The organism is uncultured Sunxiuqinia sp., assembly GCF_963974515.1.
In the GTDB taxonomy this organism is placed as follows: domain Bacteria; phylum Bacteroidota; class Bacteroidia; order Bacteroidales; family Prolixibacteraceae; genus Sunxiuqinia.
In genome coordinates, this window is the sequence record NZ_CAXBDD010000160.1 from 1 (window position 1) to 5,190 (window position 5,190).

The following is a 5,190-nucleotide window of genomic DNA, read 5'->3' on the forward strand; positions in this document are numbered from 1 at the left end:
TCGGGAATATCTTTTTCGATACAAAGAAACTCGGCGATGTAATCCTGATTGATTTTGAAGGAGACATAAATGCCCAACTGGGCAAAAAGGTGCAGGCCAAAAGCCAAAATCAGCACAAAGGATAGAATTTGCCTGATGAGCATGATTCGTCGCACAGGATTTGATTTAAACGTTTGTGTTTTTGGTTTCTGATTCATTGACAAACCAGCGTGGAAATTGTTCAGCGGGAGGGGGAATTTCGAATTCCAAAATCCAAAGGTCCAACTTCCAGCTTTCATTTGTATTTTAGCCGATCAATTGATTCCTGAATGTACACACACGAAGAAGCAAAGCAATTACGCAAAAATTTTTGGATCCTGTTTGGCAAGCGGTGCAAAGTCGTGCCCGAATTGCAAGGCAAAAATAAGAAATGGGTTTTGTACGATACCAAAATAGCCAGCTTGGATCTGAAATTTGAAGTGGATCGCCAGTCGGCCAAGGTGATGATTGAGCTGAACCATCGGAGTGAGAATAAGCGACTGGATGTGTTCGAGAAATTGCAGCATTACAGGGCCATTTTGGAAGCGGGCTTTGAAAACGGGCTGGAGTGGGATTTTTTGTATGTGCGGGAAAGCGGGGAAGAGGTGTGTCGTATTTTTGTGGAGCAGCAAGGATTTGACATTCACCGGCAAAACCAGTGGCCCGACATTTTTAACTTTTTGATCGATAACATGCTCAAGCTCGAATCGAATTTTATGGAGATTCGTGATGTTTTGAAGGAAGAAATCAGCGGCTGACGTGTTTTTTCGGAAGTTAAGCGCTGATTCGTGGTAATCTCACGCTTTGTTTATTGTATTTTTGATTCTTTGGAACTGTCACTTTACAAGGATGAATTCATCAACCCACATAGATCAGCAGCTGGCCAGGCGAATTAAAAGAGGGGATGTGCTGGCTTTCGATCAGCTTTACGAACGGTACAGCCAGCGTTTGTATGGTTTTGCTTTTTCGATGCTCAAAAACAGGGAAGACGCGAAGGAAATCGTTCAGGAAACCTTTCTGAAAATATGGAATAAACGAACCACCATCGACGGTTCACACGCGCTCCGATCCTTTTTATTCTCCGTTTCCTATAACCTGATGATCGATTTGTTTCGGCAGCGTACAAAAGATCAGGATTTTATGGCTCGTCTAAAAGATCATTTTAACGAAGAAAGTATACCCGCCGACGAACTTGTTCAATTGAAGGAATTAACCGACGAAGTGCACCGGCTGGTAAACGAGCTGCCCCGGAAACGACGGACGATTTATTTAATGAGCCGCGAGGAAGGACTGAGCCATAAGGAAATCGCTGAGAAACTGGGCATCACCGAAAAAACCGTTGAAAACCAAATTACTCTTTCCTTGAAACATATCCGCTCCAGATTGAATTCGGGAAGTCTGCTGACCTTGCTGTTCCTGTCGTTGTTTGTTTGATGGCGGCGATTCAGGTTCCAAGTTCGGCTCCCTTCAGTCGCAGTTTCAAATTCCAAGTTCCAAAAATGGCAGATGTTTGGTGAGATTATGCTTGCTGTCCAATTAAAATTAGTGCCTTTTACTGCTTTATGTCGGGAAATAAAATCAGCGTTCAATAGCAGTTTCCCAGAGTCTAACATCGAACATCAAGTATCCTTTATCCACCGCCAATGAAATCCTTTCGGGTGTATTTCACGGGGTAAAGTATCCAGCATTCGAAAAAAATAATTTCTTTTTTGGGGGGTAGGCCTCCCTTTTTCGTAATACCTTTCGACAAGCAAAAAGTTTATTGCGGTTTTAGTCGATCACTTTTTCTGAAAACAACGAATGGAAAACAAACAAAAAATAATCTCTTTAGTTCAGAAATACCTGAATGACGTCTGCACCGAAAGGGAGCTGGATGAGCTTATTCAGATGTTTCACGGCGAAGATTACAAGAACCAGATCGAGCTGTTATTTTATGAATATTGGCAAAGTACGCCCTCTTACAAGCATCAGTTGGATCAAAAGGAATTGGGAGAAATGCTGAATGCGATTCACCACCAAATGAATGTTGATGCCAACAAGCAGCAGAAAGGCTTGCTGAAACGGCTGACTTATTACGCGGTTCGTGCGGCGGCCATCCTGTTTATTCCGCTCTTAATCGGTTCGCTTTGGATGGTTGTTCAAAATGGGACTTACAGCCAGTCTGACACGATGATTACGCTGGAAACTCCCCTTGGATCAACGCTGAAAACAACGCTTCCCGACGGAACGGAAGTTTGGCAAAACGCCGGAACAAGCTTGAAGTATCCGGCCAAATTTAACAGGCGTAACCGGCAGGTCGAATTGGTTGGTGAAGCTTATTTTCACGTTTCATCCGACAAAAAAAATCCGTTTTACGTGAAGACTGCTGACGGAACAGTGCAGGTTACCGGTACCCGGTTTGATGTTTCCGCCTTTCCTGAAGATACCTTTTCATCCGTTGTGCTGGAAGAAGGAGTAGTTGCATACCAGTTGGCTGGCTCAAAAAAGTTGATTTCGCTGAGCCCATCGGAACAGCTGGTTTACACGAAAGAAACAGGGGCTTTGATTAAGCGGACTGCAGATGTTGAAAAATATATTTCATGGACCGAAGGCAAACTCATCTTTCGTAATGATCCCTTGTCTGAAGTCGTATCGCGACTCGAACGGTGGTACAATGCTGACATCGTTTTAGAAGATCCGAACGGTAAGCTGGGAGGACATCGGTTTACCATGATTGTTCAGAATGAAACACTGCCTCAGGTTTTAGATTACATTTCGCAGGCAGCAGATTTGAAGCTGAGTAAGGAAGACACGAAGTTAACTTCCGGTGCAGAATTGGTGAAGCCACGGTACACCATTTCAAAAAACTAAAAATAAATGCCTATGTAACAGAACTAAATAGGAAAGGGAAGATGCTGGCACATCCTCCCTTTGAAACTAGTTGAATAAACAATCTCCTCTATTAGAAAAATTGTATAACTCAAACGATTGTAAAATTATGGAAAAAAAATGTAAAAGGTTTGATCCGGGTTTAATTAACACCGAGGTCCTCAAATTTGTAAGATTTATGAAACTAACAGCTCTTTTAGTTATCCTGGTGGTAAGTCAGGCGCTGGCGATAGATTCTTATTCGCAGAGTACACGCCTGAGCTTGAACATGAAAAATTCAACGGTTCGGGAAGCATTGATTGAAATTGAAAGAAGGACAGATTTCTTTTTCTTGTATAGTAACGAGTTTGTTGATGTTGATCGTAAGATTGATCTTGTGGCTACCAATAAAAACATAAGTGAAGTCTTGGATGAAATTTTTCGGGGAACCAATATCACGTATTCGATAAAGGATCGTCAAATTATCTTAAAGCCTGGGAGTGCAAGCGACTTAAGCGATGTGGCTTTATCGCAGCAGTTGGTTGATGTTACAGGAGTCGTAACTGATCCGACAGGTTTTCCCTTGCCTGGAGTAACCGTACTTCATCAAGGAACAACCGTGGGAACTATAACCGATGACAATGGTAGTTATTCCATTCCAGACGTTCCGGCAAATGCCACTTTAGTTTTTTCATTTATCGGAATGAAAAGTCAGGAAGTTATTGTGGGTGGGCGTAACAGAGTTGATGTTGTCCTGCAAGAAGAAACTATTGGTATTGAGGAGGTTGTTGCTATTGGTTATGGATCGGTAAAAAGAGCTGATTTAACTGGCTCAGTTTCTTCGGTCGGTTATCAGAAATTGGAGAGGGCCAACAAGGTGGACGCAATTTCCGCACTTGAGGGACAAACTGCTGGTGTCGTCATTCAGCGTACGGATAATAAGCCAGGAGCTGGAGGATTTAATATTCGTATTCGTGGTGCGAGTACGATTAATTCAAACCAGACTGCAGATCAGGGCGGTTTTAACCCCGGGCAAAATCCACTTTTTATTGTCGATGGAATTTTTGTTGATGACATATCATTCTTGAATCCGGGAGATATTGAAAGAATGGATATCCTTAAAGATGCTTCAGCTACTGCAATATATGGCTCCAGAGGTAGTAACGGAGTCATTTTAATTGAAACAAAACAAGGTAAAGAAGGAAAACTGAAAGTCAGTTATAACAATTATTTCGGATTCAAACAGGCTTATCATTTACCTGCTATGCAAGATGCTGCCGGGTATGTCGAGCTGGTGAAAGATGCCGTCGTCGGGAACGAGTTTGCAGCTGGAAACCTAAATTTTAGGAAGGACGATGTTGTGCTTTCAGACTATTTTGATGCTGAAGAGTTGCAGAATATTGCCGATGGGGTTAATACCGATTGGGTGGATCTGATCCTGGTTAATGGGTTTCAGACCAACCATACCGTTAATTTAAATGGAGGGAATGACAAGACCGTTTACTCTGCGGGCTTGGGATATACCAATGATAACGGAACTTTTGACGGAGAAGATTTTTCAAGATATAATGTCAGGGGGAGTTTGTCCTCGGATCTGGCCAGCTGGTTAAATGTTAGTTTTGCGAACTATATGACCTACGCAATTCAAAACACTGGAAGTTGGGAGGGGTTCAGGAGTGCGTATCGATTGAAGCCTATAGGCCGTCCTTACAATGAAGATGGGTCATTACGCTTTTATCCAATATCTAAGGAAACTCAAATTACGAACCCGTTGTTTGAAGCTGACAACATCACAAAAGAAGAAAAGTACCTGCAGTGGTTGGGCGACATTGCGTTAAAAGTTACTCCGGTAAAAGGCTTAACGATTACCTCTAAGTTTTCGCCAAATCTTAAATTTACACGTTACGGAGAATACAGGGGTTTGTATTCCAAAAGTGTAAGTGGTAATGCTTCAAACAGAAGAGCTCAGGTAAATAACTTCAATTACTTATCATATTCTTGGGATAACATTGTTAATTACAAATATAAAACAGAAGCACATGCCTTTGATATTACGGCGGTAATGTCAAGATTCCTTGAGCGTTATGAAGGATATTACGCCCAAGTTAGAAACTTCACAACCGATGATTATTTGTTCCATAATTTAGGGGCAGGTTTAGATATTAGAGATGTTTCCAGCGATTTTTCAAAACAAACATTGGAATCATACACAGGACGATTAAGCTATAGTCTATTGGATAAATACCTGGTTACTTTAACAGGTCGTTATGACGGGGCATCGATTTTGTCAGACGAAAACAAATGGGCTTTCTTCCCCTCAGCAGC

Annotated in this window: 4 protein-coding genes; all 4 read left to right on the forward strand. The window is 42.0% G+C overall.

Annotated features, from left to right (window positions below):
• The first annotated feature begins 308 nt into the window (after positions 1-308).
• A complete protein-coding gene (locus tag AAC033_RS18140; RefSeq protein WP_339740770.1) occupies positions 309-776 on the forward strand; it encodes a DUF4268 domain-containing protein in 468 nt (155 codons plus the stop codon).
• Between the two features lie 91 nt (positions 777-867).
• A complete protein-coding gene (locus AAC033_RS18145; RefSeq protein ID WP_339740772.1) occupies positions 868-1,452 on the forward strand; it encodes an RNA polymerase sigma-70 factor in 585 nt (194 codons plus the stop codon).
• 366 nt (positions 1,453-1,818) lie between these two features.
• Complete coding sequence (locus AAC033_RS18150) at positions 1,819-2,868, forward strand: FecR domain-containing protein (protein WP_339740774.1); 1,050 nt, start codon at positions 1,819-1,821, stop codon at positions 2,866-2,868.
• 127 nt (positions 2,869-2,995) lie between these two features.
• Positions 2,996-5,190, forward strand: a 2,195-nt coding sequence (locus AAC033_RS18155) for a SusC/RagA family TonB-linked outer membrane protein (protein ID WP_339740777.1), incomplete at its 3' end; no start/stop codon positions are given.